The following is a 26,821-nucleotide window of genomic DNA, read 5'->3' as shown; positions in this document are numbered from 1 at the left end:
ACTCGAGGAACGCCCATGTCCGGCAATACCTTCGGCAAGCTGTTTACCGTCACCACCTTCGGCGAGAGCCATGGCCCGGCGCTGGGCGCCATCGTCGACGGTTGCCCGCCTGGCCTGCCGCTCAGCGAGGAGGACCTTCAGCGCGACCTGGATCGTCGTCGCCCCGGCACCTCGCGTCATACCACCCAGCGTCGCGAGCCCGATCGGGTGCGTATCCTCTCGGGGGTCTTCGAGGGGCTGACCACCGGTACCGCCATTGGCCTGCTGATCGAGAATACCGATCAGCGCTCCAAGGACTATTCGAAGATCAAGGACCAGTTCCGCCCGGCCCATGCCGACTACAGCTATCACCACAAGTACGGTATCCGTGACTACCGCGGTGGGGGGCGCTCCAGCGCTCGTGAGACCGCGATGCGTGTGGCCGCCGGGGCCATCGCCAAGAAGTACCTCGCGTCTCGGGGCATCACCGTTCGCGGCTACATGAGCCAGCTTGGCCCCATCGAGATCGCCTTCAGGAGTTGGGAGGCGGTGGAGGCCAATCCCTTCTTCTGTCCCGATGCCAGTCGTGTCGAGGAGCTCGAGACCTACATGGATCAGCTGCGCCGCGACCAGGACTCGGTAGGGGCGAAGATCACGGTAGTGGCCGAGGGGGTACCGCCGGGGCTCGGCGAGCCGGTGTTCGACCGGCTCGACGCCGAGCTGGCGCATGGTCTGATGAGCATCAATGCGGTGAAGGGGGTGGAGATCGGTGACGGCTTCGCCGCCGTGGCCAGCCGTGGCAGCGAGCACCGCGACGAGATGACGCCCGAAGGCTTCCTCTCCAACCATGCCGGCGGTGTGCTGGGCGGTATCTCAAGTGGACAGGCGATCATCGCGCACCTGGCGCTCAAACCGACATCCAGCATTACCACCCCGGGGCGCAGCATCGATATACAGGGCAATCCGGTGGAGGTGATTACCAAGGGGCGCCATGACCCCTGTGTGGGCATTCGGGCCACGCCGATCGCCGAGGCGATGATGGCGCTTACCCTGATGGATCACCTGCTGCGTCAGCGTGGCCAGAACGCCGATGTCAGCGTCGAGACCCCGACACTGCGATGAAGACGCGTTGACGACCATCTCGTTGAGGGCAGGCCAGGATAGGCTGCTACACTGCGAGGCAGACCAACGGACAGGGCTGACACCATGAAGATCAACGTCGAGTTTGACCTTACCCCCGATGAGTTTCGCCAGGCATTGGGGCTGCCGGATGTGGCGGCCTTCCAGAAGGATCTGCTGGATCGGATCCAGAAACAGATGGAGTCCGGGGTAGAGGGCTATGACCCGATGAGCCTGATGCAGCCCTTCCTGCAGCAGACCGGCATGGGGCAGGGCATGACCCAGGGACTATCGCAGGGCTTGTCTCAGGGGCTCTCCCAGGGGCTGTCCAGCTTTGGTACCTATCAGCAGATGATGCTCGACATGCTCAAGCAGGCCGGTCAGCCCGCCGCTCAGTCCGAGCCCGAGGAGGGGACGGACAGTCGTGCGACCAAGACCGGTAGGGACAGCGAAAAGGCCGATGCGGGTTCCAGAAGTGCTTCCACCAAGACCAGCAGCGGCAACTCCTCAAGCCGTGCCAAGTCCGCCAAGGGGGCTGCGAGCGCCCGTTCGCGGACCAAGCGCGACAGCTGATGCAAACCGCCATGCTGATATAAGCCCCAGGTCTTGTCTCATCTCGACGTCATGGCCCCATGCAGCATGGTCTTGCAATACGGTCTTGCAACTTGGTCTTGCAATACGGTCTTGCAACACTACTGGAGCCAGACTAGTCTTTGTGCAGTGCAACATGGCTGGGTGAGCCACTCGCCTAACACCACCCTTCGGGAGGATGTGTCATGCAGGACAAAATGATCGAGAACTTCAACGAACAGACTCGTCAGCTCTTCGAGCCGATGCGCAAGCTCAACTCCCTGATGCTGAACAACATGGAGAAACTCTCCCAGTATCAGATGGAATCATTGAAGCGCTACAGTCAGATGGGCACCGAGCGCATGCGGGATGCCAGCGAGGTTCAGGATGCCGACAGCCTGCGTGATTTCGGCACCCGCCAGGCCGAGATGATGAACGAGCTCTCTCAGCAGATGATGGCGGACGCCAAGGCGCTCTCCGAGATGAGCCTGGAGTTCAAGGCCGAGATGGAGAAGCTCTTTACCGAGCAAGCCAAGGCCATGGGCGAGGCTACCAAGCAGGCGTCTGCGGCGGACAGCGGTGAGCCGGCCAAGTCGAAATCCTCACGGGGTGGCTCCAGCAAGAGCTGAGAACAGTTGTTCAGTCGCTGTCACCCGGCGCAATTCGGCTCCTCGCGGGGCCGCTGTCCGATCCGCCGCCCTCTCTGTGTGAGGGTGGCGGTGCATGTTATCTGATGTCGGCATGACATGGCCGACGGACCAGGAGGGTTCAATGCAGCCAGGGGTTCAAGCACCGACAGAGGCCGAGCTGGAGGCGTGGAATGCCCAGCTTCAGCAGATCGGCGAGGAGTATCGGCATTTGATGGGCGACCTGCTGGAGCGCATGGTGCCCAGCGATGCCGCCGATTCGGTCTATGGGGACATGCGGGAGAGCTTCCAGGCGGCGGCCGAGTCGCTGATGAGCAATCCGCCACAGCTCTGGCAGACCCAGGCGCGGCTGATGCAGGATCAGGTCCAGTTATGGCAGAACGGGCTGCGGGCCATGGCGGGCGAGCAGGTCGAGCCGCTGGTAACGCCGAACAAGGGCGATCGCCGCTTCAAGGATGAGGCCTGGACCAGCGACCCCTACTATCTGGCGATCATGCAGCAGTATCTGCTCTTCTCGCGCCTGGTCGAGGAGCTGATCGATGGCCTGGACCTGCCCACCGAGCAGAAGAGCCGGCTGGGGTTCTATGCCCGCCAGATGGTCAATGCCATGTCGCCCACCAACTTCGTTGCCACCAATCCCGAGGTGATGCGCAAGACATTGGAGACCCGGGGTCAGAACCTGGTCGATGGCCTGGCTCGCCTGCGCCAGGACCTGAGCAACTCCGCCGAGGGGCTCAATGTCTCCATGACCGATCGCAGCGCCTTCGAGGTGGGCAAGAACATCGCCGTGACGCCTGGTTCGGTGGTCTATGAGAACGAGCTGATCCAGTTGATCCAGTACGCCCCCACCACCGAGCAGGTCTACAAGACGCCGCTGCTGGTCGTTCCGCCCTGGATCAACAAGTACTACATCCTCGATCTGCGCGAGGATAACTCCCTCGTCAAGTGGCTGGTCGGTCAGGGGCACACTGTCTTCCTGATCTCCTGGCGCAACCCGGGCCCGGCCCAGCGCGACCTGACCTGGGCCGACTACATGCAGCTGGGCCCCATCGCCGCCATCGAGGCGATCGAGCAGGCCACCGGCGAGAAGTCGGTCAACCTGCTCAGCTACTGTGTCGGCGGCACCCTGGCGGCCTCCACCGTGGCCTATCTCACCAGCACTCGCCGTGGGCGTCGGATCAAGTCGGCTACCTACATGACGACGCTGCAGGACTTCCGTGATCCGGGCGAGATCGGCACCTTCCTCAGCGAGCCGGTGCTTGAGGGCATCGAGGCGAAGATGGAGCGTGACGGCTATCTGGATGGTCGCGTGATGGCCTTCAGCTTCAACCTGCTGCGCGAAAACGACCTGTTCTGGTCCTTCTATATCAGCAACTACCTGAAAGGCGATGTGCCGGCCCCCTTCGACCTGCTCTACTGGAACACCGACGGCACCAATCTGCCGGCGGCAACCCATGGCTGGTACCTTCGCCATATGTATATGGAGAACAAGCTGGTCGAGCCCGGTGGCATCGAACTCGACGGGGTCAAGATCGACCTGCGCAAGATCTCCACGCCCAGCTATTTCCTCTCTACCCGGGAGGACCATATCGCCAAGTGGAACAGTACCTACTATGGGGCGCTGCTGCCCAAGGGGCCGGTGACCTTTGTGCTGGGGGGGTCGGGGCATATCGCCGGGGTGGTCAACCCGCCGCACAAGAACAAGTATGGCTACTGGACCAACGATTCGTTGCCCGAGACCCACGAGGAGTGGCTGGCCGGTGCCCAGCAGCACGAAGGCTCCTGGTGGCCCCACTGGCAGGCGTGGATGACCGACAATGGCTATGTCGATGCCAAGAAGATGGTGGCGGCACGCCAGCCCGGTGATGGCGAGCTCTCCATCATCGAACCGGCGCCGGGACGCTATGTCAAAATGACCATCCCCGAGGTGCTGGGCGAAATCCCGACTTCGTCGGAAGCCTGAAGCTGTAAGCTGGGCTTAAGCGATAAGCTGGAAGAGTATCGCCCCCGTAGCTTTTGCTACGGGGGCGATTCGTTGGGCGCATCACCGACCGACCTGGGAGGGCACGTTGCAGGAGGAGTGCTCCCCATCGCGTCAGGCGCCCCGTGGTGACTTCGTCCACTGTGTGCTTCCGCCTGTGTGCTTCCGCCGGGAGGCCTTCGGCCTCCTTCGCGAGGCAGAGCCTCCCTCCTACTGCTTGCGGCGGGGCCGAAGCCCCGGCAGCACCATCAGGGCGGCGAGCAGCCAGATGGGCCAGCTGCCGGTGCGGGTGAAGGGGGTGAGCCCCTGCATGGGGATCGCCTCGCCGACAAGGCTGGTCATCTCGAACTGGGGAGCCCGGGTGGTGATACGTCCGTGGGCATCGATGATGGCGGTGACCCCATTGCTGGTGGCACGAATCACGTAGCGGCCGTTCTCCAGGGCACGTAGCCGGGCCATCTGCAGATGCTGCAGGGGACCGATGGAGCGGCCGAACCAGGTGTCGTTGGACACCGTCAGCAGCAGCGCCGCCTGGCGCGCCTGGGCGGCGACGCGATCCGGATAGATGATCTCGTAGCAAATGGCGTTGCCGATGGTGGTGCCGGCGGCCCTGAGCGGCGCCTGGCCTTCCGGCCCGGGCGTCATGGCCGGCATCGGCAGATTGAAGAAGGCGATGGTATCGGCAAGCAGGCTCTCCAGGGGCAGGTATTCGCCGAAGGGCACCAGACGCGTCTTGCGGTACTCCCCCTCGACATCACCCAGGCCGATCACACTGTTGTAGTAGAGTCCGGCGTCGTCACGCTGCAGGATGCCGGTGAGCAGGGCGGTGCCGGGGGCAAGATTGGACTGCACCCGCTCGAGGATGGGGCGTGCCTCGCGCTCGAACATCGGCAGGGCCGCCTCGGGCCAGATGATCAGGTCCGGGGCGTCGTCGCCGTGTGCTCGGGTCAGCGCGCTGTAGCGATTGGCGGCCTCGCGCTGGCCGGCTGGGGTCCACTTGATGGCCTGATCGAGGTTGCCCTGCAGCAGCGCCACGCGCAGCGGCTCACCGGCGGGGCTCGTCCACTGGGCGGGCAGTGCCATGGGGGCAAGCCACAGGACGGCGACAGGGAGTGCGGCCCACCAGTGTCGACGGAGCAGCTCGACGCCCAGGGTGCCGGTCAGCACGGTGATCAGTGACAGCAGATAGACCCCGCCCACCGGGGCCCAGGGGGCGAGAGGCGAGTCCACCTGCGAGGTCCCCAGCAGCAACCAGGGAAAGCCGGTGAACAGCCAGGTGCGCAGCCACTCGCCCAGAACCCAGGCGCCGGCAAAGCTGAGCCAGGCCAGACGCGGGCCGGTAAGGCGGCGATAGAGCCACAGGGTCACGGCGGGGAAGAGTGCCAGCCCCGCGACGAACAGCGTGGTGAGGAATAGCGCCAGCGGGATGCCGGTATAGCCATAGTCGTGGATCGATACATAGACCCAGGAGGCGCCGGAGCCGAACAGTCCGAGACCATAGCACCAGCCGCGCAGGGCAGCCTGGGCGGGTGTCAGGGTGTGGATACCCAGATAGATGAGTCCCGCGGCTACCGGGCCCAGCCACCACAGTTCGAAGGGTGAAGCGGTAAGGGTGGTAAGAACACCGGCCGCGGCTGCCAGCAGGCAGCCGAGGGGAGTGGGGAGGCGAAACGCTGGCATCTTGGCCCTCCGTGGCAGGCGCGTCAGTCGTTGTCGTCGAGAGCGTCGTCGGGGTTGCAGGGTTCGGCTTCCAGTAGCCGGATGCGACGATTGTCGGCATTCAGTACCGTGAAGCGCCAGCCACCGATGATGGTATGCTCACCCCGTGCCGGCAGGTGGCCGAAGCGCTGCATCACCAGGCCGCCGAGGGTGTCGAACTCCTCGTCGGAGAAGTGTGTCTCGAAGCGCTCGTTGAACTCCTCGATGGGGGTCAGGGCGCGGATGGCGTAGCGCCCCTCGCCCAGATCGCGAATATCCTCCTCGTCGTCGGCGTCATGCTCGTCCTCGATCTCGCCGACGATCTCCTCGAGAATATCCTCGATGGTGACGATGCCGGCGGTACCGCCATACTCATCGACCACGATCGCCATATGGTTGTGCGTGCTCTGAAACTCCTTGAGCAGGCTGTTGAGACGCTTGGATTCCGGTACGAACAGCGTTGGCCGCACCACCTCCTCGAGGCGGAAGGGCCTGCCGCTCTCCTGGCCGTTGCGCAGCAGCGGCAGCAGGTCCTTGGCCAGCAGGATCCCCTTGACCTCATCGAGGTTCTCGCCGATGACCGGGTAACGGGAGTGGCCGGTCTCGAGAATCACCGGCAGGTACTCATCCAGCGGCTGGTCGATGGCGATGGCCGTGACCTGGGAACGCGGGATAAGCACCTCGCGAACCTGCTGGTCGCTGATCTTCAGCGCCCCCTCGATGATCATCATGGCATCCTGCTCGAGCTTCAGGCGGCCTGCCGCCTGGCGCAGGAACTCCAGCAGCTCGTCTCGTGAGCTGGGCTCGTCACTGTCGCTGGAGAGTGCCCCCAGCAGTTTCTCGATCCAGGAACGGTTGCCCTGGCCACTCGATCGATCTTCGCTCATGAATCGGCTCTCTCGTCCTCGGGTGCGATCCGATAAGGGTCGGTGATGCCAAGCTCGGCCAGGATCTCGCGCTCCAGGGCCTCCATGGCCTCGGCCTCGTCATCCTCCAGATGATCGTAGCCGAGCAGGTGCAGCGTACCGTGAACCACCATATGAGCGTAGTGATCGCCTAGTGCCTTGTCCTGCTCGGCGGCCTCGGCCACCACCACGGGATGGCAGACCACCAGGTCGCCGAGCAGCGGCAGGGTCACGCCGGGCGGGTTCTCGAAGGGGAAGGAGAGTACGTTGGTGGGCTTGTCGCGGCCGCGGTAGTCGCGGTTCAGCGTCTGGCTCTCCGCCGTGTCCACCAGGCGCACGCTGAGCTCGCTGTCCTCCTCCACCACATGGCGCGACAGCACCGCGCCCACCCAGGCCTCCAGCTCGGCCTGGCTCGGCAGGCCCTCGGCCTCGAGGGCGACCTGGCGATCGACCCGGGGAGACGTCATGACTCGCCCCGCTCGCGACCGAGGCGCTCCTGGCGCTCCTGGCGCAGGGTCTCGCGCTCCTGTTCCCGAGCCTCCTTGCGGGCACGCTCGGCGGCCTCCTGCTCGGCCTCGAAGCTATCGTAGGCCTCGATGATGCGCTGCACCAGGGGGTGGCGAACCACATCCTTGGCGGCGAAGTGGGTCACGCCGATGCCGGGTGTCCCCTTGAGCACCTCGAGGACCTGAATCAGCCCCGAGCTCTGGCCGCGGGGCAGGTCGACCTGGGTGACATCGCCGGTGATCACCGCGGTGGAGCCGAAGCCGATACGGGTCAGGAACATCTTCATCTGTTCGCGGGTGGTATTCTGGCTCTCGTCGAGGATGATGAAGGCGTTGTTGAGGGTGCGCCCGCGCATATAGGCCAGCGGGGCGATCTCGATCACCTGGCGCTCGATCAGCTTGGCCACCTGCTCGAAGCCGATCATCTCGTAGAGGGCGTCGTAGAGCGGGCGCAGGTAGGGGTCGATCTTCTGGGCCAGGTCACCGGGCAGGAAGCCGAGCTTCTCGCCGGCTTCCACCGCCGGGCGTACCAGCAGGATGCGGCGAACCTCCTGCTGATTGAGGGCCTCCACCGCCGCGGCGACCGCCAGATAGGTCTTGCCGGTGCCCGCCGGGCCGATGCCGAAGTTGATGTCGTGGGAGCGGATGCTCTGCACATAGCCCTGCTGATTGAGGCCGCGTGGCTTGATCAGGGTGCGTGGGGTGCGGATCAGCACCTCGGCGCCATCGGCATCGCCCTCATCCTCCTCGAGCGCCTGCTGACCGGACTCCTGCAGGAAGAGGTGCACGGTATCCGGCTCCAGGTCACTGGCCTCGGTCTCGCGGTAGAGGTGTTCGAGCACGTTGGCGGCGGCCTTGACCCGATGGATGGGCCCGGCCAGCTGGAAGATGTTGCCGCGGTTGCGCAGGGTGATGCCCAGACGGGACTCCACCAGCTTGAGGTTCTCGTCGCGCTGGCCACAGAGGTTGGCCAGGCGGCGCGGGTCGTTGGGTTCGAGGGTCAGAGTGATGATGCGGTTGGCCTGGGAGGCTGTCTGGCTCAAGGCGGGCGGATCCCCTGGAAGATGAGTGTGGCGTCAGCATACTGCCGCGGCGGCCGCCGCGGCAATCATTGGTCGAGCAGAGGCGTCGGGTCTCAGTGGATCGCCGGGGAGACGAGCTCGCCACGCAGCGAGTTCGGCAATGCCTCGCTGATCTCGACGTCGACGAAATAGCCGATCAGCTCGGTGGGGTTGGGGGCACGGAAGTTGACCACCCGGTTGTTCTCGGTGCGGCCGGAGAGCTGACCCGGGTCGCGTGGCGCGAAGCCGGTGACCAGGATACGCTGGGTGGTGCCCACCATGCGCCGGCTGATCTGCATGGCCTGCTGGTTGATGCGCTCCTGAAGGATCGCCAGGCGCTGCTTCTTGACGCTCTCGGGGGTGTCATCCTCGAGGCTGGCCGCCGGTGTGCCGGGGCGTGCCGAGTAGACGAAGCTGAAGGAGTGGTCGAAGCCGATGCGATGAATCAGGTTCATGGTGGCCTCGAAGTCCGCCTCCGTCTCTCCCGGGAAGCCGATGATGAAGTCCGAGGAGAAGCTGATGTCGGGGCGTAGCGCGCGAATGCGCTCCAGCTTCTCGACATACTCCTCGACGCCATGGCCGCGCTTCATGGCGGCGAGCACGCGGTCGGAGCCGGCCTGTACCGGCAGGTGCAGATGGCTGACCAGCTCCGGAATCTCGCCATAGGCCTCGATCAGGCTGTCGGAGAACTCCACCGGGTGGGAGGTGGTGAAGCGAATGCGGTCGATGCCTTCAACGGCCGCCACGCAACCGATCAGCTCGGCCAGGTCGATCTCATCACCCAGCTGGTTCAGGCCACGGTAGGCGTTGACGTTCTGCCCCAGCAGGTTGATCTCGCGCACGCCCTGGTCGGCCAGGTGAATGACCTCGTCCATCACCGCCTCGAAGGGCCGCGAGACCTCCTCGCCACGGGTGTAGGGCACCACGCAGAAGGTGCAATACTTGGAGCAGCCCTCCATGACCGAGACGAAGGCGGTGGCGCCGTCGGAGCTGGGCTTGGGCAGGTGATCGAACTTCTCGATCTCCGGGAAGGTCACGTCGACGACCGAGATCTGGTCCTGCTGGCGCGAGTCGAGCATGGAGGGGACCCGATGCAGGGTCTGGGGCCCGAACACCATATCGACATGGGGCGCGCGCTTGCGCAGCGCCTCGCCTTCCTGACTCGCCACGCAGCCGCCCACACCGATCACCAGATCGGGGTTGTTCTCCTTGAGCTTCTTCCAGCGTCCCAGCTGATGGAACACCTTCTCCTGGGCCTTTTCGCGGATCGAGCAGGTATTGAGCAGGATGACATCCGCCTCCTGCTCGTCGTCGGTGAGTTCGAGACGGTGAGATTCGCCGAGCAGATCCGCCATGCGGGCGGAATCGTACTCGTTCATCTGGCAGCCGTGTGTCTTGATGAAGAGTTTCTTCGCCATAAGAGTAGGGGTCGTGGCGCCAGGCGCCCGACGTCTGTCACCGGTGGGTTCTGTGGTGCGCGGCGCTCACGGCTCAAGTTCGCCGGAGGCACGGCAATGGATGGCGGTGGCCGCCTGGGCCATCGTTGAAAACAGCCCTATAGTATACGTGCCGTGACCGCCTGGAGCCAGCCCGGTGCCAGGTGGCACGAGTGTGCTAACCTAGCGCCCCCCGGCTGGATAGCGCCGGGGCCTGGGCCCTGAAGAGTGTTCGATGAGTCGGATGACACTGGTCATGCACTGACCAGCAGCCGTCGAGCCAAGGTGTGGCGGGGGCAGCGGGCGACTTTCCCACGGTTGTCCCGGGGGTTGTCCACAGAAGCTGTGCATAACCCTTGCAGAGGGCTGGTCGGTTGTCACCTGTGTGTGGATGTGGCGTCAGTTATCGCCTCCAGGGACTTGGGCGCCGCAGCGCTTCCCCGCCAGGGCGCCACCTTCAGGATGTTTCCAGGAAACACCTTTCAGCCAGGACGCTTCAGGCAAGGACTCTACAGTCAGGATCATGGCATGACGAAACACCACAGCACACGAACCGGTCTGGGCGTATGTCTGGGCACCCTGCTAGGCCTGCTGGCGCTGCCGCTGGCGGCTCAGGAGCAGAGCGACACCGTCTGGGTCTCCGACTCCCTGACCACCTATGTACGCAGCGGTCCCACCGACGGCTATCGCATCGTCGGCACCCTTACCGCCGGCGAGCCTGTCGAGCGGCTGGAGACCAGCGGCGACTATACCCGCGTTCGAGGTCCCGGCGGCGACGCCGTCTGGGTGCTTAGCCGCGAGATCCAGGAGGTCCCCAGTGCTCAGGTGCGCCTGCCCGAGCTTGAGCAGCGGGTGGCCGAGCTCGAGGCCGAACTCGAAGGCATCGATGAGGCGTGGGAGCAGCGCACAGCCGCGTTGCGTGAGACCCTCGAGGTTCGCGAGGCGCGGGTTGCCGAGCTGGAGTCACGCAACCACCAGCTGGATAGCGAAGCCGATCACTCCCGCCAGACCGCGCGAGAACTGGAGGCTCGCCTCAATACCCAGGAGGAGGACCTGCTGATGCGCTACTTCATGTATGGCGGCGGCGTGGCCGGTGCCGGCCTGCTGGTAGGCCTGATCGTTCCCCATCTGCCGCGCCGCCGTCGCAAGCGCGATCGCTGGTTCTGAGCCGCCATGGTGAATGAATGGCTGACTCGCTGGCGCGAAGGGCGCATCGGTTTCCATCGCGATGCACCGCACCCCGTCCTGTGCCACCACTGGCCGTTGCTGGGGGTGAGTCCCGGAGTCAAGGTGCTGGTGCCGCTATGCGGCAAGAGCCACGACATGCGCTGGCTGGGCCATCGCGACTATCCGGTGCTGGGTATCGAGCTGGCGCCCCAGGCGGTCGAGCAGTTTCTCGCCGAGGGGAGCGAGCCCGTTTCCCGCTACCACCAGGCGGGGTTCGAGATAAGCCGCCAGGCCAATGTCGAGCTCTGGTGCGGTGACTTCTTTCATTTCCATATCGAGCAGGCGGCCGAGATCGGCGCCTTCTATGACCGTGCCGCGCTGATCGCCCTGCCACCCGCTACCCGCCAGCGCTACGCCTTTCATCTGGCGCAGCTGATACCTCCGGGGGCCAGCGGACTGCTTATCGGCCTTGAGCGTGCGGCCGGTGAGGAGCAGGCCGGGCCGCCATTTCATGTGCCGGAAGAGGAGGTGCGGGAGCTGTTCGAACCCAACTTCCGGATCACGCTGCTGGAGAGGGGCGCCCCGGAGCCGGGCAGCGGCTTCCGGGAGCATGTCTGGGCCATGGTGCGTCGAGGTCCCGTCGAGTGACCCTCAGCGGGCCAGCAGGCGGGCCAGCTCCGGGTCACGAAAGGCCCGGTTCAGGCCGTCGACGAGCAGGTCGTTGACCATTCGGGTATTGCTCTGCTGGTCCGGCCGCACGGCGTAGCTCTGGGTGCGCCTTGAGGTGTAGGTGCCGGTGTAGGTGGTGCCGCCATTGGTCGCCTCGGCCACAAACACGGCCTCCAGGCGTGACTCGCCGATCACGGGCCGACTCTTGCCCCGCTCGTAGCCCAGGTGATCGAGTGTCAGGGTCAGGTGGGGGCGGCCTTCGGCACGCTGGGTGGTGGGTGTAAAGCCCATTTCCCGCACGGCTCGCTCGGCCTCGCGCTGCAGTTTCGGCATCAGCTCGTGGGCATGGACGGTGATCGTGGCCGTGGACATGGCGCTGCCGGTACGGGTGCCGATCACCTCGCCGTCACGTCCATCCGCGGCGATCACCGTGACGGCCTGCCCATTGCCGGCGACCGGTACCGCGGCGCTGCGCTTGGGGTCGAGCTGCAGGGTCTGGGGGGCGGTGCAGCCGGCCAGCCAGCCGGCGGCGACCAGGGCCAGGGAGAGGCGAAGAAAGCGTCGACGCAGCATGGGGAGCTCCCGTCCAGGATGAATGTCGAAGCGCAGTATAGCGCCCTCGAGATAACTCGGGGTACGTCTCTGACTCCTCGATTACACTGTTGGTACGCTCAGCAGGAGCCGCGTGATGATTCGCCCCGCCACCGCCGAGGATATCCCTCTGCTTGCCGATATCTGGCTGCGTGCCTCGATGCGCGCCCACGACTTTATCCCCGAGACCTTCTGGATATCCCGCGCCGAGCTCATGGTGCAGGAGCGGCTGCCTCAGGCCGAGGAGGTCACGGTGCTCGAGGTGGAGGGCAGGGTAATCGGCTTCATCGCCCTCGACGGCGACCATCTGCAGGCGCTTTTCATCGATCCCAGGGTGCAGCGCTATGGCCATGGCTCACGGTTGATGGCCCATGCCATGGCCGGTCATAAGCGCCTCACCCTGAGTGTCTATTCGCGTAATGTGCGTGCCGTCTCCTTCTACCACCGCCTGGGGTTTCATGCGGTGGAGGAGCGCCTCGAGCCACTGACCGGGGAGAACGAGACCCTGATGGTCTGGGATCGATAGGCCCTGGGTATCTGCGATCTGCCGGGCAAGACCACTGGCCGTTCGGCATGGCCGATACCCGTTCGGCGCGGCCTGTCCGGAAGCATCGGGGGGCAATAAAAGAAGAGCTAATAGAAGGGAGGAGTAGAAAGAGGGTAACAGAAGCTGGCCTAGGACGCACGGCTGAAGCGGTAGCGAAGTCTGGGCAGTGTTCGGGCGACCGGCGGCAGACGGGTCGCCATGACCAGTGCCGAGATCGTGGCATACAGCAGCCACTCGCCGAGGTCGGCGCGCACGACCCAGAAGAAGTGCAGCAGGACCAGTCCGAGAATGCCGTAGACCAGGCGGTGCAATGACTTCCAGCGCTTGCCCAGTCGACGCATCGACCAGCGGTTCGAGGTCACGCCCAGCGCGACAAGGCCGCTCAGGGCCAGCATGCCGACGATGATATAGGGGCGCTTCACCAGCTCGCTGCCCAGCATGCCCCAGTCGAGCCCCAGGATGAACAGGGCGTAGCTGAGCATGTGCAGGCTGGCGTAGGCCAGCGTCCAGAGGCCCAGCTGACGGCGGATCAGCGCAAAGCCCTTCCAGCGAGTGAGCCGGGAGAGTGGCGTCAGGCTCAGGGTGAGCAGCAGCATCCACAGCGCGCCGAGGCCGATATTCAGCAACAGATAGCGGCCCGGCTCGGGGCCGGCGGCGTTACTGGCCACCTGCCAGCCCCAGATCACCAGTGGGGCCAGGGCCGCCAGAAATACGCCCAGGCGCCAGAGCTGCCAGCGGTTCGGAAGGGTCTTCAAGCGGCTCAGGATGGCCATTAATAGTGTGTCCGTAGATCCAACCCCGCGTACAGGTCGGCGACCTCGTCGGCGTAGCCGTTGAACATCAGGGTATCGATGGTGTTGGGGCTGAACAGGCTGTTGGGCAGCCGGCGCTCGGTGGCCTGGCTCCAGCGGGGGTGGTCGACCCGGGGATTGACGTTGGCGTAGAAGCCATACTCATCCGGGGCGATCTGTTGCCAGGAGTTGAGCGGCTGCTCCTCCACCAGCGAGATGCGCACGATCGACTTGATGCTCTTGAAGCCATACTTCCAGGGCACCACCAGTCGCAGGGGGGCGCCGTTCTGGTTGGGCAGCTCGCGACCATACATGCCGAGGGCGAGCAGGGTGAGGGGGTGCATGGCTTCGTCGAGGCGCAGTCCCTCGACATAGGGCCAGTCGATCAGCGAGAACGCGGAGCGCTGCCCCGGCATCTGCTCCGGGTCGACCAGGGTTTCGAAGCGCACGTATCTGGCCCTGCTGGTGGGTTCCGCGCGCCTGATCACCTCGGCGAGGGGGAGTCCCAGCCAGGGAATCACCATCGACCATGCCTCCACGCATCGCAGCCGGTAGATCCGCTCCTCGAAACGCGAGGGGCTGGCGAGATCCTCCAGGGCGAGACGGCCACCGTTGTTGACCTCGCCATCGATCACCACGCTCCAGGGCTGGGTCTCCAGGCTGCCGGCACGGCGCGCGGGGTCTGACTTGCCGGAGCCAAACTCGTAGAAGTTGTTGTAGCCGCTGGCATCGTCGAAGGGGGTCAGCTTGTCCTTCTCGGGATCGCGAGGGGTGACCGCCCGCCAGCGTGTGGCGTCGATCTTCTCCTTCAGCCAGGTCGGTCCGTCGCCGTCGGGTACATCCGCATAGTCGGCATCGGCATGGGCCGGGCCGCCAAGGGCAAGCCCCGCCCCCAGTCCCGCCATGCCCCCCATGAAACGGCGACGGGAGAGATAGACGGACTCCGGTGTCACATCGGAGTCGCGCAGATCATGCGGTTTGGCGATCTTGATCAGCATCGTGGGCCTCGGCTGGGCTGGCTGAGAGAGGGCGAGAGCCGGTGGCATCAATGGGCGTCGGGCTGGGCGTCGGGGACTGTCCGGTACACCGCATCGCGCGGACTCCTGACATCAGAGAGGCGGCGGCGTGAAAAGTTCATGCGGGAACGGTCGTCGAACCCGTGGGAGGAGGAGGCTGTCCGCCGTGGGCGCCCGGCGGACAGGGGGCGTCATCAGGCCGTGATGGCCTGGCACTGCCGGGTGCCTTCGGCACTGAAACGGTGCCAGTGGCGTGGAATGGCATATAGTCGCTGGCCACGGGTGAGCGCCAGGCGCTCGTAGTCGGCGTGGCGTAAGGTGGCCAGCCAGGGCTCGACCAGCCAGTCCGCGGCGACCTCGATGCGCACCTCGGCCCCTACCGGGGAGATGGCGGTGACGGTGACGGGCAGCTGGGCCTCCGGCGTGGGCGCCTCTGCCAGGCGCACCTCATGGGGCCGCAGCAGCAGTTCCTGGTGGCCATCGGGAAGGTCCACCGCCAGCTTCGCCTCGCCGCAGGTCAGGGTGCCGCCACGCACCTCGCCCTCCAGATGATTGACGTCGCCCAGAAACTCGAACACGAAGCGGTTGGCCGGTGAGCGGTAGAGGGCGTCCGGGGTGTCGATCTGTTCGATGCGGCCATGGCTCATCACCGCCACTCGGTCGGAGAGCTCCAGCGCCTCTTCCTGATCGTGGGTCACGAACAGGCTGGTGAAGCCGAGTTCATCGTGCAGCTGGCGCAGCCAGCGGCGCAGCTCCTGGCGGACCTTGGCATCCAGGGCGCCGAAGGGTTCATCCAGCAGCAGGACATCGGGGCGCAGGGCCAGGGCCCGGGCCAGGGAGACCCGCTGCTGCTGGCCGCCGGAGAGCTGGGCCGGATAGCGCCCGGCGAAGTGTTCGAGCTGCACCATCTCCAGCAGGCGATGGACCCGGGCGCGGATCTCGCCGCTGGAGGGCCTCTCTCGCCGCGGCAGCACGGTCAGGCCGAAGGCGACATTGTCGAACACCGTCATATGGCGGAACAGCGCGTAATGCTGGAAGACGAAGCCGATGCGGCGGTCGCGAACATGCACGTCGGTGACGTCGCGATCGCCGAACAGGATGCGCCCGGCCGGGTCGCGGTCCGGCGACTCGAGACCGGCGATGATGCGCAGCAGGGTGGTCTTGCCCGAGCCCGAGGGGCCGAGCAGGCCGACCAGCTCGCCGTCGGCGACCTCCAGGTTCACCGGCTCCAGGGCGCGTCCATTAGCCTGGCCGGGGCGACCCTTCCCTGTGTGACCCTTCCCTGTGTGACCCTTCCCTGTGTGACCATAGTGCTTGGCGATATCGGTCAATCGGATGCTCATGGGGTAACCTCCTGGCGCGCGGTGCGCCATTCCAGGCCGGCCTTGGCGGCCAGGGTGAACAGGGCGATCAGGGCCAGCAGGGCGGCGCTGGCGAAGGCGCCCACGGCGTTGTAGTCCTGATAGAGCTGCTCCAGATGCAGGGGCAGGGTCATGGTCTGGCCGCGGATGGCCCCGGAAACGACCGAGACGGCACCGAACTCGCCCACCGCCCGGGCGTTGGTCAGCACCACGCCGTAGAGCAGTGCCCAGCGGATATTGGGCAGGGTGACCCGGCGGAAGATGGTCCAGCCCGGTGCCCCCAGGGTCACGGCGGCCTCCTCCTCGCGGGAGCCCTGGGCCTGCATCAGCGGGATCAGCTCCCGGGCCACGAAGGGACTGGTGACAAATACCGTCACCATCAGGATGCCCGGCCAGGCGAACATCAGCTGGATATCGTGGGCGTCGAGCCAGCCACCGATCCAGCCGTTACGGCCGTAGAGCAGCAGGTAGATGAGCCCGGCCACCACCGGCGATACCGCGAAGGGAATATCGATCAGCGTCTGCAGCAGGCGCCGACCGGGGAAGTCGAAGCGGGTCACCAGCCAGGCCAGGGCCACCCCGAACACCAGGCAGATGGGGATGGTCAGGACGGCGATAAACAGGGTCAGGCCGATCGCCGCCAGAGTGTAGCGGTCGCTGATATTGTGCCAGAACACCCCGACACCCTGGGAGAAGGCCTGGGCGAAGATGGCCGCCAGCGGCAGCAGCAGGAACAGTCCCGCGAGAAGCACGGCGGCGGTGATCAGGGCGCGGCGCACCGCGGGGGCATCACCGATACGTTGCATCAGCCACGTCCTCCATGGAGTCGCTTGATGAAGTGCCCCTGCCAGATATTGATCACCAGCAGCAGGGCCAGCGAGACGGCCAGTACCACCGAGGCGATCGCCGAGGCGCCGGCATAGTCGTACTCCTGAAGCTTGACGAAGATCATCAGCGCGGTGATCTCGGTCTCGAACGGGGCATTGCCCGCGATAAAGATGATCGCGCCGAATTCGCCCAGCGAGCGCACGAAGGCGAGCCCGGTGCCGGTGACCAGTGCCGGCCACAGGTAGGGCAGGATCACGCGGCGAAAGCCGGTGGCGTCCGAGGCGCCCAGGGTCATGGCGGCCTCATCCACCTCGTGGGGGAGGTCCTCCAGCACCGGCTGCACCGTCCGCACCACGAAGGGGATGCTGGTGAAGGCCATGGCCAGGGCGATCCCGACCCAGGTGTAGGCCACCTCGAGGCCCAGCGGCTCGATCAGGCCGCCGACCCAGCCGTTGCCGGCGTAGAGGGTGGCCAGGGTGATGCCCGCCACCGCCGTGGGCAGCGCGAAGGGCAGGTCCATCAGGGCATCGAGCAGGCGCTTGCCCGGAAACTCGTAGCGCACCAGCACCCAGGCCAGCAGCAGTCCGAACACGGCATTGGCCAGCGCCGCCACCGCGGCGGCGCCGATGGTGACCGTGTAGCTGGCCACCACCCGGCCATCGCTGATGATCGCCCAGTACTCGGCGAGGCTGAGCCCCTTGAGCTGGCCCACCAGGCCGGTCATCGGCAGCAGCAGTACCAGCGAGACGAACGTCAGGCTGATGCCCAGCGACAGACCGAAACCGGGCAGCACGCGGCGACGGGGCAGGCGGAGGGCCAGGGAGCTCATCGATCGTCCCCCAGGCTCAGCGACGCTGCAGCTGGTCGAGCTGGCCGCCGCTGCCGAAGTGGGTCTCCATGGCCGCATCCCAGCCGCCGAAGACCTCCTCGACACGCAGCAGCTCGGTTTCCGGGAACTGATCGGCAAACTCCTCGGCCACCGACTCGTCATGCACACGGTAGTTGAAGCCGGCCAGCTGGCGCTGTGCCTCCTCGCTATAGAGGTACTCCACATAGGCGCGGGCCAGCTCTTCGGTGCCATTGCGCTCGGTATTGGGCTCGACCACCGCGACCGGGAACTCCGCCAGAATGCTGACCGGCGGCACGATCACCTCGTAGTCATCGCTGCCGTATTCGCCACGAATATTGTTGACCTCGGACTCGAAGCTGATCAGCACATCGCCGATACCGCGCTCGATAAAGCTGGTGGTGGCACCGCGACCGCCGGTATCGAACACCACCACGTTGCCCAGGAAGTCGCGCATGAAGTCCTGGATCCTGGCCTCGTCTCCGTCGAACTGGTGATCCGCGAAGCCCCAGGCGGCCAGGTAGGTATAGCGGCCGTTACCCGAGGTCTTGGGGTTGGGAAAGACGATCTCCACCCCTTCATCGTCCAGGTCGTCCCAGCTCTCGATGCCCTTGGGGTTGCCCTTGCGCACCAGGAAAGCGGTGGTGGAGTAGTAGGGCGAGGCGTTGTTGGGCAGCTGCTGCTGCCAGTCCTCGGCCACCAGGCCGTCGTCGGCCAGTACCTGGACATCGGTGACCTGGTTGTAGGTCACCACGTCGGCGCGCAACCCCTGAAGGATGGCGCGAGCCTGAGCGGAGGAGCCGCCATGGGACTGCTGGATGGAAACCTCCTCGCCCTCGTTCTCCTGCCAGTGGGCGATGAACTCGGGGTTGATCGCCGCGAAGAGCTCTCTGGCAATATCGTAGGAGGAGTTGAGCAGCTCCCGGTCGGCGGCCGCCGCCGGCGCGGCCAGGCCGGCACCCAGGGCAATAGCGAGCAGTGAGCGCGAAAAACGCAGATCGAGGGTCATGACGAGACTCCGGGTAATAGATGTATCGCAGTGGAAGCAGGTTATGACCCATGAAAGGTAATTACAATGGTTTTTGTTATTCGTTTTTTGAATATATGAAGTCGAACCGAGCTCCTCCTGGTGTGGAGTCTTGCCCAGGAGGGTGACGCCGCGGTAATCATGCGGGCGATTTTCATCCTGTTGGTACAGGAAATAGCCAATCGCCATCGTGAGGATGGTACAAATAATAGGCATTCGTAACCGAAGGTGTGGTACAAAAAATAGCCAGTAATAATCGAAAGATGTGATGGCGAAATATGGGGCTCATTTTTTTCAAAAAAAGCCTTGACAGGATGTGTCGACGGAGCTATTTTCGCCCTCAGATCGATCGCCGTGGATATCGAATATCTCGGTGGTTCGTTATCCAACCGAGGGTGCTAATCAGTAGCGCCTCGATTCAGCCCAGTCCCTTGGGTGTAACGCTTGGCACGACAAGGTTCCCCATCTTGTCAAGGCCAGGAGTGATGCAAGACTAGCGAGAGTGTTGCGTTATGTGGTGTTCAATACAGCCGGGCCGCTGGCCCTGGAGCTCATCGAGCGCGCCTTAGCGACTGGGGCCTCTGTGTCCCCCGAAAACCGCCTTAATGTCGAAGTGAACTGCCATCCCGCCGGCCTCCGGCGCGAGACGCGCTGGGCCCTGGCTGCGTCGTGTCGGCACTTTTTCGGCAACATGATGATGAATCACTGCTGACCATCAAGTGTCAGGCGATACCGGATGTCGTTGCGTCATCTTGCGTGTTGTCGCGATGCGACGAGGTGGTTTTGGCTGCGCGATGGTTTGGTTGGTTTGATCGTGTTTCCGCGCATTTTGCGAGAATGGTTTCGTGTTGAGTCGAAGTATTGTTGGCGAAAGATATTAGCCGGTTTTTTCGTAAAACACCGTAGACAAGTTTAGTGATAATTATCACTTTGTTCTGCACCCTTTTTCAAGGGTGTCGTGGATTGGCTTGTCAAAAATTGCGCAATAACGACGATATTTCTGCCGTGAATGGCTGGGTATTTCCGTGGGTTTATGTCGAGAATGGTGCCGAAATAGGTGCCGATAAGAGGCGTACTATAAAGCGAGACGCCTGGCGGCTGGCTGCTGGAAACAAGCCAGCCGGCCAGGGCGGGTGGCGAGAGCGGCTACAGGAGGGAGTGACGCGTGATGACACAGAACCCAGTGAGTTCCGGGCACCGCTTCGACGCGGCGCGCCGCTGGGATGCGGCGCTATCGCTGGGCTTCAGCATGGATGACACCGACGCGTCGGGGGTGACCCGGATGAGCCGGGCGTATCACCACGGCCCGCTGCGGGTGCAGCGCCCGTTCTACCCGGAAGGACGCAGTGGCTGCTGCCATGTCTATCTGCTGCACCCCCCAGGTGGGTTGGTCAGCGGCGATGCGTTGCAGATCGACGTGAGTGTGGAGACGGGTGCCCAGGCGCTGGTGACCACACCGGCGGCGAGCAAGCTCTACCGGGCCGACAGCCACGCGGTGGCCTGGACTCAGCACACCCGGCTGGCGGTGGCCGATGACGCGATCCTGGAGTGGGTGCCTCAGGAAACCCTGGCCTTCGACGGTTCGCGAGGCGTACAGAGTTTGACCCTTGAGCTGGCGAGTGGTGCGCGCTGCCTGGGCTGGGAGCTGCTGGGGCTGGGGCGCCCGGCCAGCGGGCTGCCCTTCGCCAGTGGCCGCCTGGAGCAGCGGTTTCGGCTGCTGCACAACGGCCGACCGCTGTGGCTGGAGCGTCAGCTGCTTGAGCCGGAACATCCCCGTTTCCACGGCCCCTGGGGGCAGGGAGGCGCCACCGTACAGGGCACCCTGTGGGTCGTGGGTCTGCCCGACCCGGCGGAGGCCACGGTGGCGCTGCGTGATGCCCTGCCAGCCGCCGAGTACTGGGCGGTCACCGTCCGCCGCGGCGTGCTGCTGCTGCGCTACCTGGGCCAGGAGCGTAATCAGGCCTGGGCGCTGTTTCAGCACGCCCGGGAGCTGCTGCGCCCCCGGCTGACCGGACAGGCGGCGACGGTGCCGCGCATCTGGCTGACCTGAGTGGCGACCGCCGTACGGACGCCACCATTGGATAACTGGAGCTGACTGATGGAACTGACCCCAAGAGACAAAGACAAGCTGCTGCTGTTCACCGCCGGCCTGCTCGCCGAGCGGCGCAAGGCCCGAGGGCTGAAGTTGAACTACCCCGAGGCGGTGGCGCTGATCAGCTGCGCGATCATGGAAGGCGCGCGTGATGGGCGCAGCGTGGCCGAGCTGATGGGCTCCAGCCGCCATCTGCTGGGCCGCGACGAGGTCATGGAGGGTGTCGCCGAGATGATTCAGGACGTTCAGGTGGAGGCCACCTTCCCCGATGGCACCAAGCTGGTCACTGTCCATAACCCGATCGTGTAAGGAGAGTAGCGATGATTCCCGGTGAGTATCAGCTGCGCGACGGCGCCATTGCGCTGTGCGCGGGGCGTGAGCGCATCAGCCTGAGCGTGGCCAATACCGGCGACCGGCCGATTCAGGTGGGGTCCCACTACCATTTCGCCGAGACCAATCCGGCCCTGCGCTTCGATCGCGCCACGGTCATCGGCTGGCGTCTGGACATTGCCGCGGGCACGGCGATCCGCTTCGAGCCGGGTCAGACCCGTGAGGTGACGCTGGTGCCGTTTGCCGGCCGGCGACAGATTCACGGCTTCCGCGGCGAGGTGATGGGGGCGCTTGAAGAGGGGGCGGCAGGCAGTCAGGAAAGCAGCCAGAACAGCGGAGGGGCAGGCGCGTGAAGATTTCTCGCCAGGCATATGCCGACATGTACGGGCCGACCACCGGTGATCGGATCCGGCTGGGTGACACCGAGCTGTGGATCGAGATCGAGCGCGACGCGACCCACTACGGCGACGAGGTCATTTTCGGTGGTGGCAAGGTGGTTCGCGACGGCATGGGCCAGAGCCAGTGCCACGATGATAGGGTCATGGATACCGTGATCACCAATGTGGTGATCCTCGACTGGTGGGGCATCGTCAAGGCCGACGTGGGGCTGAAGGCGGGCCGCATCGCCGCCATCGGGAAGGCGGGCAACCCGGACACCCAGGAGGGGGTGAGCGTCGTGATCGGTGCCGGCACCGATATCATCGCCGGCGAGGGACGGATCCTCACCGCGGGTGGCGTGGATACTCATGTCCACTACATCTGCCCCCAGCAGGTCGACGAGGCGCTGATGAGCGGCCTGACGACGATGATCGGCGGCGGCACCGGCCCCACCACCGCCTCCAATGCCACCACCTGCACCTCGGGAGCCTGGCATCTGGGCAAGATGTTGCAGGCGGTGGACGAGCTGCCGATCAACATCGGCCTGCTCGGCAAGGGCAGCTCGAGCAGCCCCCGGGCGCTGGAGCAGCAGCTCGAGGCGGGTGCCATGGGGCTGAAGATCCACGAGGACTGGGGCGCGGCGCCGGCCTCCATCGACACCTGCCTTGACGTTGCCGAGCGCTACGACGTGCAGATCGCCATCCACGCCGACAGCCTCAACGAGTCGGGGTTCGTCGAGGATACCCTGGCGGCATTCAAGGGGCGCTGCATTCACACCTACCACACCGAGGGCGCCGGCGGTGGTCACGCGCCGGACATCATCACCGCCTGCGCGCTGCCTTACGTGCTGCCCTCGTCGACCAATCCGACCCGGCCCTACACGGTCAACACCGTGGACGAGCACCTCGACATGTTGATGGTGTGCCACAACCTCGACCCCAATATTCCCGAGGATGTGGCCTTCGCCGACTCCCGCATTCGCCGGGAGACCATCGCCGCCGAGGATATTCTTCATGACCTGGGCGTGATCTCGATGATCTCCTCCGACTCCCAGGCCATGGGGCGGATCGGCGAAGTGGTCTGCCGCACCTGGCAGACCGCCCACAAGATGCGCGTTCAGCGCGGCCTGCTGCCCGAGGATCGGGAGCGGGGTACCGACAATGTGCGGGCCCGGCGCTATGTCGCCAAGTACACGATCAACCCGGCCATCACCCACGGCGTGGCCCACGAGATCGGCTCGGTGGAGGTCGGCAAGCTGGCCGACCTGGTGCTGTGGCGGCCGGCCTTCTTCGGCGTCAAGCCGGAGCTGGTGCTCAAGGGAGGCATGGTGGCGGGGGCGGCCATGGGTGATCCCAACGGCTCGATCTCGACGCCGCAACCGGTGCACTACCGGCGCATGTTCGGTGCCCTTGGCAAGGCGGCCAGCGCCACCCGCATAAGTTTTGTCAGCCAGGCGGCGCTGGAGCACAACCTGGCGGAGCGCCTGGGACTGAACAGCCGGCTGGTGGCCTGTCGCGACGTGCGCCAGGTGCGCAAGACCGACATGAAGCTCAACGATGCCTGCCCGACGCTGACGGTGGACCCTCAGACCTACGAGGTCCATGCCGACGGCGAGCTGCTGACCTGTGAACCCCTGGCCGAGGTGCCCCTGGCCCAGCGCTATCACCTTTTCTGAACACGGCTCTAAACACGGTTCTGAAAACAGCAGGAGAGACCACGATGCTGGAATTGATCGAACGCGTCGCCGGCGAGGCCGACGGCGCGGAGCTGGATACCCTGACCCTGCCTTATGACCGGCGCACCCGGGGGCGTCTGCGGGCACTTACCGACGGTGGCCGCGAGGTCGGGCTGTTTCTGGAGCGCGGCTCGGTGCTGCGCGAGGGCGACCGGCTGCGCGCCCGCAACGGGGAGCTGGTACGCGTACGGGCCGCCGCCGAACCGGTGGTCACCGCGCATATCGATGGGGGGCTGGCGCTGGGTCGGCTTTGCTACCACCTGGGCAACCGCCATGTCTCGCTGGCCATCGGCACGGACGATGACGGTGGCCATTGGGTGCGCTTTCCTCCTGACCATGTGCTGGAGGACTTGGCCGAGCGCCTGGGCGCACGGCTGAGCCGCCATCAGGCGCCCTTCGACCCGGAGCCGGGTGCCTATTCGGCGGGGCCTGCGCATGGTCACCACCATGCCCACTGATGTCGTGCAGCGGCCCGCTGCGGGGGGCACCTCGGATCTGGCGCTGCTGGGGCTGCTGCAGCTGGTCAGCCCGGCGCTGCCCATCGGTGCCTTTGCCTGGTCCCAGGGGCTGGAGGGGGCCATCGAGCGGGGCTGGGTGAGTGACGAAGCGGCACTGGCAGACTGGTTGAGCGGGGTGCTGGATGACGGCTTGAGCCGCTGCGAGCTGCCGGTACTGGGTCACCTGCAGGCGGCCTGGGCCGCGGCGGACAGCGCGGCACTGTGCGACTGGAACGACTGGTTACTGGCCCAGCGCGAAACCGCCGAGCTCTACGAGGAGGAGCGGCGGCTGGGCGAGGCGCTGTTGCGGCTGCTGCGCGGGCTGGATCTGCTGCCCTGCCCGGCGCGGGGTGATGCCGCGCTGCCACCGGAACCCGGCTACCTTACGGTGTTCGCCTGGGTTGCCCACCGGCGTCGTTTGGCGCCACGTCAGGCCCAGCTGGGCTTCGCCTGGGCCTGGCTGGAAAACCAGCTGGCGGTGGCCTGCAAGGTGATGCCGCTTGGTCATGTGGCCGCCCAGCGCCTGTATGAAGTGCTGCGTCCGCGTCTGGTGGCGGCGGTGGACGCCGCCGAGGGGCGCGCCACCGCCGAGCTGGGGGCGCTGTTGCCGGGGCTGGCCCTGGTCAGCGCTCAGCACGAGACCCAGTATTCGCGGATGTTCCGCAGTTGAGGGCGACCGCCGCCCGATCGAGCCCGTCCGGTGAGGCGCCGACACCTGCCGCCATACCCTGGTCGGGAAACCATCGCGCGTGCCGCAATCGCGCGCGCAACGACTGAACCTGTCACATCCAAGCGTGTGACCCAGAGGAAGAGTGCCATGACTCACTGTCTACGTGTCGGGGTCGGTGGCCCCGTGGGCTCCGGCAAGACCGCGCTGCTGCGCCAGCTGTGCCGCGCCCTGCGCGACCACTACGACATCGGCGTGGTGACCAACGATATCTTCACTCGCGAGGACGCCGACTTCCTGCTGCGCCATCAGGCGCTGGACGCCGACCGCATCCTCGGCGTGGAGACCGGCGGCTGTCCACATACCGCGATCCGCGAAGACGCCTCCATGAACCTGGCGGCGATCGATGACTTGCAGGCCCGTCACCCCGGCCTGGAGCTGGTGTTCGTGGAGTCCGGCGGCGACAACCTGGCGGCCACCTTCAGCCCGGAACTCTCGGACCTGACGTTGTACGTAATCGACGTCGGCGCCGGCGACAAGATTCCGCGCAAGGGCGGTCCCGGCATCACCAAGTCGGATCTGCTGATCATCAACAAGATCGATATCGCCGAGTACGTGCACGCCTCCCTTGAGGTGATGGAGCGCGACGCGCGGAAGATGCGCGGCGAGCGTCCCTTCGTGTTCACCAACCTGCACGACGGAGTCGGTCTGGAAGAGATCATTCGCTTCATTCTTAGGCAGGGCATGCTGCCCGATCGGCGTTCGGCAGGCGCCGAGACCGCCTGAGCGCGGCCACGAACCGGCCGAGCGTCACCCCAATCTGCCACCCAATCCTTGCACAGGGAGTTCCTATGAAGACTGCACCGCAACGCGCCCTTCAGGCACTGCTGGCCGTGGGCCTGCTGCTGACCGCCACGCTGGCTCTGGCCCACCCCGGCCACGGTGAGCATACTCACGGCGGCTTTCTCAGCGGTCTGCTGCACCCGCTGATGGGCCTCGACCACCTGCTGGCCATGGCCGCCATTGGCGTCTGGAGTGTACGCCAGGGGCCGCTGATGCGACGCGGCGCGCCGCTGTTCATGATTGGCGGTATGCTGTTGGGAGCGATGTTGGCGCTGGGCGGCGTGGCGCTGCCCGGCGTGGAGGCGGGGATCATCGCCTCGGTACTGCTGGCGGGCATCCTGATTGCCACCCTGACGAGGTTGCCCGGTGCCGCCGGCGCGGCGCTGGTGGCGCTGTTCATGCTGTTCCATGGCCACGCCCATGGCACCGAGATGCCGCACGGCGCGGCGCTGGTCAGCTATATGGTCGGCTTCCTGCTGGCGACCCTGGCGATCACCGTGGCGGGCCGCGGCCTGGGTGCCTGGATGCAGCGCGCCGATAGCCGCTGGCTGCGCCTGCTGGGTGGTGCGGTGGCCGCACTGGGCGGTGCACTGGCGCTGAGCTGACGCGGCCGGGCGCACGCTGCCTGATCCACCGACACGCCTCGCGCGCTCCCGGGAGCGCGCGAGGCGTTGTCGTATGTCCGCGCGCAGGCCGATTGCCGAGGCGCCGCCTCGTCGCTCTCGTCGTTCTCGTTCGCAACGGGGGCGAGCGCGGCGCGATGAGCTGCTAAAATAGCGTCTTCGCTAGCCTTGCGTTACACCTACAGGACCTACAGGAACCGTGCCATCATGACCGCTGCCCCCCGCGACTTCCAGATTGCGCCCTCGATCCTCTCCGCCGACTTCGCCCGCCTCGGCGAGGAGGTGGACAACGTGCTGGCCTCCGGTGCCGATATCGTCCATTTCGATGTGATGGACAATCATTATGTGCCCAACCTGACCATCGGGCCCATGGTCTGTGAGGCCCTCAGAAAGCACGGCGTAACCGCTCCCATCGATGTTCACCTGATGGTGCGTCCGGTGGACCAGCTGATCGGCGACTTCATTGACGCCGGGGCCAGCATCATCACCTTCCACCCCGAGGCCTCCGACCATATCGACCGCTCCCTGCAGCTGATCCGTGACGGCGGCTGCCGGGCCGGCCTGGTCTTCAACCCGGCCACTCCGCTCTCCTATCTCGACTATGTGATGGACAAGATCGATATGGTGCTGCTGATGAGCGTCAACCCGGGCTTCGGGGGGCAGTCGTTCATTCCCGCCACCCTCGACAAGTTGCGCGAGGCACGCCAGCGCATCGATGCCTCCGGCCGGGACATTCGCCTCGAGGTGGATGGCGGGGTCAAGGTGGACAATATCGCCGAGATCGCGCGTGCCGGAGCCGACACCTTCGTGGCCGGTTCGGCGGTGTTCAAGGCTCGCAACGAGGCCGATCCGCATCGCTACGACGGTGTGATTCGCGACTTCCGCGAACAGCTGGCCAGCGTGCGCTGAG

General features: G+C 65.5%; 28 protein-coding genes. 16 read left to right on the top strand and 12 right to left on the bottom strand.

Going from position 1 to position 26,821, the window contains the following annotated elements; all coding sequences use genetic code 11:
- The first annotated feature begins 15 nt into the window (after nucleotides 1-15).
- From aroC to phaC, 4 genes are all read left to right on the top strand, one after another.
- On the top strand, nucleotides 16-1,101 hold the full coding sequence (gene aroC / locus E0702_RS09590) for a chorismate synthase (protein WP_132043233.1): 1,086 nt from the start codon (nucleotides 16-18) through the stop codon (nucleotides 1,099-1,101).
- Between the two features lie 84 nt (nucleotides 1,102-1,185).
- On the top strand, nucleotides 1,186-1,671 hold the full coding sequence (locus E0702_RS09585; RefSeq protein ID WP_132043231.1) for a hypothetical protein: 486 nt from the start codon (nucleotides 1,186-1,188) through the stop codon (nucleotides 1,669-1,671).
- Between the two features lie 203 nt (nucleotides 1,672-1,874).
- Nucleotides 1,875-2,297, top strand: a complete 423-nt coding sequence (locus E0702_RS09580) for a phasin family protein (RefSeq protein ID WP_132043229.1) — start codon at nucleotides 1,875-1,877, stop codon at nucleotides 2,295-2,297.
- A gap of 142 nt (nucleotides 2,298-2,439) precedes the next feature.
- Entirely contained in the window at nucleotides 2,440-4,278 is a 1,839-nt protein-coding gene (phaC, locus tag E0702_RS09575) for a class I poly(R)-hydroxyalkanoic acid synthase (RefSeq protein WP_132043227.1), read from the top strand.
- A gap of 228 nt (nucleotides 4,279-4,506) precedes the next feature.
- Here phaC and lnt read toward each other — a convergent pair whose 3' ends face one another.
- From lnt to miaB, 5 genes are all read right to left on the bottom strand, one after another.
- The gene (lnt, locus tag E0702_RS09570) at nucleotides 4,507-5,976 is read right to left on the bottom strand and encodes an apolipoprotein N-acyltransferase (RefSeq protein ID WP_132043225.1); all 1,470 of its coding nucleotides are present in this window, start codon (nucleotides 5,974-5,976) and stop codon (nucleotides 4,507-4,509) included.
- Nucleotides 5,977-5,999: 23 nt separating this feature from the next.
- Nucleotides 6,000-6,881: an HlyC/CorC family transporter gene (locus E0702_RS09565; RefSeq protein WP_132043223.1), complete on the bottom strand. Its 882-nt coding sequence runs from the start codon at nucleotides 6,879-6,881 to the stop codon at nucleotides 6,000-6,002.
- Nucleotides 6,878-7,366 carry an rRNA maturation RNase YbeY gene (ybeY, locus tag E0702_RS09560; protein WP_132043221.1) on the bottom strand — a complete coding sequence of 163 codons (489 nt, stop codon included), beginning with the start codon at nucleotides 7,364-7,366 and terminating at the stop codon, nucleotides 6,878-6,880. The genes E0702_RS09565 and ybeY overlap by 4 nt, the downstream gene beginning before the upstream one ends.
- Complete coding sequence (locus E0702_RS09555) at nucleotides 7,363-8,448, bottom strand: PhoH family protein (protein ID WP_132043220.1); 1,086 nt, start codon at nucleotides 8,446-8,448, stop codon at nucleotides 7,363-7,365. Before E0702_RS09555 ends, ybeY begins: the two co-directional genes overlap by 4 nt.
- Before the next feature lie 92 nt (nucleotides 8,449-8,540).
- Entirely contained in the window at nucleotides 8,541-9,884 is a 1,344-nt protein-coding gene (miaB, locus tag E0702_RS09550; protein WP_132043218.1) for a tRNA (N6-isopentenyl adenosine(37)-C2)-methylthiotransferase MiaB, read from the bottom strand.
- Between the two features lie 546 nt (nucleotides 9,885-10,430).
- On the opposite strand from miaB, the gene E0702_RS09545 reads away from it, so the two are divergent.
- Entirely contained in the window at nucleotides 10,431-11,069 is a 639-nt protein-coding gene (locus E0702_RS09545; protein WP_132043216.1) for a TIGR04211 family SH3 domain-containing protein, read from the top strand.
- 6 nt (nucleotides 11,070-11,075) lie between these two features.
- Nucleotides 11,076-11,717, top strand: a complete 642-nt coding sequence (locus E0702_RS09540) for a thiopurine S-methyltransferase (RefSeq protein WP_132043214.1) — start codon at nucleotides 11,076-11,078, stop codon at nucleotides 11,715-11,717.
- Between the two features lie 3 nt (nucleotides 11,718-11,720).
- Here E0702_RS09540 and E0702_RS09535 read toward each other — a convergent pair whose 3' ends face one another.
- A complete protein-coding gene (locus E0702_RS09535; RefSeq protein WP_132043212.1) occupies nucleotides 11,721-12,311 on the bottom strand; it encodes a YajG family lipoprotein in 591 nt (196 codons plus the stop codon).
- Between the two features lie 115 nt (nucleotides 12,312-12,426).
- Here E0702_RS09535 and E0702_RS09530 point away from each other — a divergent pair, with 115 nt between their 5' ends.
- Entirely contained in the window at nucleotides 12,427-12,855 is a 429-nt protein-coding gene (locus E0702_RS09530) for a GNAT family N-acetyltransferase (protein ID WP_132043210.1), read from the top strand.
- A gap of 149 nt (nucleotides 12,856-13,004) precedes the next feature.
- Here the strand turns inward: E0702_RS09530 and msrQ are convergent, their stop codons facing one another.
- From msrQ to cysP, 6 genes are all read right to left on the bottom strand, one after another.
- The gene (msrQ, locus tag E0702_RS09525; RefSeq protein ID WP_132043208.1) at nucleotides 13,005-13,649 is read right to left on the bottom strand and encodes a protein-methionine-sulfoxide reductase heme-binding subunit MsrQ; all 645 of its coding nucleotides are present in this window, start codon (nucleotides 13,647-13,649) and stop codon (nucleotides 13,005-13,007) included.
- On the bottom strand, nucleotides 13,649-14,665 hold the full coding sequence (gene msrP / locus E0702_RS09520) for a protein-methionine-sulfoxide reductase catalytic subunit MsrP (RefSeq protein WP_132043206.1): 1,017 nt from the start codon (nucleotides 14,663-14,665) through the stop codon (nucleotides 13,649-13,651). Before msrP ends, msrQ begins: the two co-directional genes overlap by 1 nt.
- A gap of 212 nt (nucleotides 14,666-14,877) precedes the next feature.
- The gene (locus E0702_RS09515) at nucleotides 14,878-16,026 is read right to left on the bottom strand and encodes a sulfate/molybdate ABC transporter ATP-binding protein (protein WP_132043204.1); all 1,149 of its coding nucleotides are present in this window, start codon (nucleotides 16,024-16,026) and stop codon (nucleotides 14,878-14,880) included.
- Entirely contained in the window at nucleotides 16,023-16,850 is an 828-nt protein-coding gene (cysW, locus tag E0702_RS09510) for a sulfate ABC transporter permease subunit CysW (RefSeq protein ID WP_132043202.1), read from the bottom strand. The genes E0702_RS09515 and cysW overlap by 4 nt, the downstream gene beginning before the upstream one ends.
- Nucleotides 16,850-17,701, bottom strand: a complete 852-nt coding sequence (gene cysT, locus E0702_RS09505) for a sulfate ABC transporter permease subunit CysT (RefSeq protein WP_132043200.1) — start codon at nucleotides 17,699-17,701, stop codon at nucleotides 16,850-16,852. The genes cysW and cysT overlap by 1 nt, the downstream gene beginning before the upstream one ends.
- A gap of 16 nt (nucleotides 17,702-17,717) precedes the next feature.
- Nucleotides 17,718-18,728, bottom strand: coding sequence for a thiosulfate ABC transporter substrate-binding protein CysP (gene cysP / locus E0702_RS09500; protein WP_132043198.1), 1,011 nt, complete (start codon nucleotides 18,726-18,728; stop codon nucleotides 17,718-17,720).
- Between the two features lie 1,186 nt (nucleotides 18,729-19,914).
- Here cysP and E0702_RS09495 point away from each other — a divergent pair.
- The 9 genes from E0702_RS09495 (at nucleotide 19,915) to rpe (ending at nucleotide 26,820) form a co-directional block, all read left to right on the top strand.
- Nucleotides 19,915-20,796: an urease accessory protein UreD gene (locus E0702_RS09495; RefSeq protein WP_132043196.1), complete on the top strand. Its 882-nt coding sequence runs from the start codon at nucleotides 19,915-19,917 to the stop codon at nucleotides 20,794-20,796.
- Between the two features lie 48 nt (nucleotides 20,797-20,844).
- A complete protein-coding gene (gene ureA / locus E0702_RS09490; RefSeq protein WP_132043194.1) occupies nucleotides 20,845-21,147 on the top strand; it encodes an urease subunit gamma in 303 nt (100 codons plus the stop codon).
- Between the two features lie 11 nt (nucleotides 21,148-21,158).
- Nucleotides 21,159-21,521, top strand: coding sequence for an urease subunit beta (locus tag E0702_RS09485; RefSeq protein WP_132043192.1), 363 nt, complete (start codon nucleotides 21,159-21,161; stop codon nucleotides 21,519-21,521).
- On the top strand, nucleotides 21,518-23,221 hold the full coding sequence (gene ureC / locus E0702_RS09480; protein WP_132043190.1) for an urease subunit alpha: 1,704 nt from the start codon (nucleotides 21,518-21,520) through the stop codon (nucleotides 23,219-23,221). The genes E0702_RS09485 and ureC overlap by 4 nt, the downstream gene beginning before the upstream one ends.
- Nucleotides 23,222-23,265: 44 nt before the next feature.
- Entirely contained in the window at nucleotides 23,266-23,739 is a 474-nt protein-coding gene (gene ureE / locus E0702_RS09475; protein WP_132043188.1) for an urease accessory protein UreE, read from the top strand.
- Nucleotides 23,729-24,448, top strand: coding sequence for an urease accessory protein UreF (locus tag E0702_RS09470; RefSeq protein WP_132043186.1), 720 nt, complete (start codon nucleotides 23,729-23,731; stop codon nucleotides 24,446-24,448). Before ureE ends, E0702_RS09470 begins: the two co-directional genes overlap by 11 nt.
- Nucleotides 24,449-24,595: 147 nt before the next feature.
- Nucleotides 24,596-25,231, top strand: coding sequence for an urease accessory protein UreG (gene ureG, locus E0702_RS09465; protein WP_132043184.1), 636 nt, complete (start codon nucleotides 24,596-24,598; stop codon nucleotides 25,229-25,231).
- Nucleotides 25,232-25,296: 65 nt separating this feature from the next.
- Complete coding sequence (locus E0702_RS09460) at nucleotides 25,297-25,893, top strand: HupE/UreJ family protein (RefSeq protein WP_132043182.1); 597 nt, start codon at nucleotides 25,297-25,299, stop codon at nucleotides 25,891-25,893.
- A gap of 225 nt (nucleotides 25,894-26,118) precedes the next feature.
- Nucleotides 26,119-26,820 carry a ribulose-phosphate 3-epimerase gene (rpe, locus tag E0702_RS09455; protein ID WP_132043180.1) on the top strand — a complete coding sequence of 234 codons (702 nt, stop codon included), beginning with the start codon at nucleotides 26,119-26,121 and terminating at the stop codon, nucleotides 26,818-26,820.
- Nucleotide 26,821 lies beyond the last annotated feature (1 nt).

Origin of the sequence: Halomonas marinisediminis, assembly GCF_004347715.1 — a bacterium.
Classification (GTDB): Bacteria; Pseudomonadota; Gammaproteobacteria; order Pseudomonadales; family Halomonadaceae; genus Halomonas; species Halomonas icarae.
This window is presented reverse-complemented; position numbering and strand designations above follow the sequence as displayed.